We start from the raw sequence: 1,807 nt of genomic DNA, 5'->3' as shown, positions 1-1,807 counted from the left end.
CCCATGTAGTCGCCGAATCCGGCCTTGGCGTAGGCATATACACCACCGTCCAGATCAGGTTTGCGATTGGCCAGGGTCTGGAAGACAAATGCCAGGGTCAACATGCCGACAGCGGTAATTGCCCAACCAATAAGAACTGCACCGACATCGGCGCTGGCTGCCATATTTTGCGGTAAGGAGAAGATCCCGCCGCCAATCATGGAACCCACTACCAGGGCGACTAAGGCGCCCAGTCTTAGTTTACCGGGGGATTCAGACATTGCGTGACTCCAATGCAGGAGAAGAGAGACTTCAGAGTAAATCTGCTGGCAATCCGAACAGCTGACTTAGATCAGTTCATCGCTACATTCCGTTGTGAATGAATGACTTAAGATTTATTACGGGAGGTAGAATGCTGCCCTGAAAGGGCCATTCCAGACGCTTTATGATCTCCTAATCAGTAGGAGTTCTCATTGCCGACGATGTTTGAAACTAGACCCTTTTGCAGAATGTGCAAATCTTTACCGGTGTTTAATAATCACTTGCTGATGATGGCACTTAGTACATATACAGAACAAAACACTCGGTTATTCAGTGTCTTCTGCAGGGTATCTAAAGCCAGTGCGGATAAAGGATGATTAATTGACTGTTACTGTTAGACGCACGTTTGTAGACGTTATTTAATAAACTTCAGGTTTATCGCCAGATCGACTCACTGAGGCAGAGGTAGGGATGACACAACCGGCGCAGAAGCTTCAACTCGGTGCACTGATCGCTCTGGTCGTGGGTTCCATGATTGGCGGTGGGATCTTTTCCCTGCCGCAGAACATGGCCGCCCGGGCCGATGCCGGTGCGGTGCTGATCGGCTGGGGAATTACCGCTGTGGGCATGCTGACCCTGGCGTTCGTTTTCCAGACCCTGGCCAACCGCAAGCCGGAGCTGGATTCCGGAGTCTATGCCTATGCCAAGGCCGGATTCGGCGACTACATGGGCTTCTCGTCCGCCTGGGGCTACTGGATCAGTGCCTGGCTGGGCAACGTCGGCTACTTCGTCCTGCTGTTCAGCACCCTGGGCTATTTCTTTCCGGTGTTCGGCCAGGGCAATACCCCGGTGGCCATCGGTTGTGCGTCATTGCTGCTGTGGGCCGTGCACTTTTTGGTGCTGCGTGGGATCAAGGAGGCGGCGTTCATCAACCAATTGACCACGGTGGCGAAGATTGTGCCGCTGGTGATGTTCATCGTCATTGCGGCCGTGGCGTTCAAGGCCGACATCTTCACCCGCGATATCTGGGGCCGTAGCAATCCGAATTTTGGCGGGGTGATGGACCAGGTGCGCAACATGATGCTGGTCACGGTATTCGTGTTCATCGGCATCGAGGGCGCCAGCGTCTACTCGGCCCGGGCGCAGAAACGCGCGGACGTCGGGCGGGCCACGGTGATCGGCTTCCTGGGGGTGCTGGCGCTGCTGGTGCTGGTGAACGTGCTGTCCCTGGGGATCATGAGCCAGCCGGAGCTGGCCAAGCTGCAGAACCCTTCCCTGGCAGCAGTGCTGGAACATATCGTCGGCCCCTGGGGCGCCTTGCTGATCAGCATTGGCCTGGCGATTTCCCTGCTGGGGGCGCTGTTGTCCTGGGCCCTGCTGTGCGCGGAGATTCTCTACGCGACCGCCCGGGACCGGACCATGCCAGCGTTCCTGAAGAAGGAGAACGCCAACCATGTGCCGGTCAATGCCCTGTGGCTGACCAACGTGATGATCCAGATCTTCCTGTTGATCACCCTGTTTTCCGCCGGCACCTATACCAGCCTGATCTATCTGGCATCGTCGATGA

Annotated in this window: 2 protein-coding genes; one reads left to right on the top strand and one right to left on the bottom strand. The window is 56.1% G+C overall.

The genetic code is table 11. From position 1 onward, the window contains the following. A partial coding sequence (locus tag J5M73_RS30865; protein WP_128573266.1) for an amino acid permease occupies positions 1–260 on the bottom strand: 260 nt, incomplete at its 3' end. Between the two features lie 451 nt (positions 261–711). On the opposite strand from J5M73_RS30865, the gene arcD reads away from it, so the two are divergent. After that, positions 712–1,807 (top strand): arginine-ornithine antiporter (arcD, locus tag J5M73_RS30860; RefSeq protein ID WP_207816839.1); only part of this gene is annotated, 1,096 nt, incomplete at its 3' end.

Origin of the sequence: Pseudomonas sp. 50_B, assembly GCF_017491625.1 — a bacterium.
In the GTDB taxonomy this organism is placed as follows: Bacteria; Pseudomonadota; Gammaproteobacteria; order Pseudomonadales; family Pseudomonadaceae; genus Aquipseudomonas; species Aquipseudomonas danubii.
Note: the sequence above shows the minus strand (reverse complement) of the source record. Positions and strands in the feature narration are given on the sequence as shown.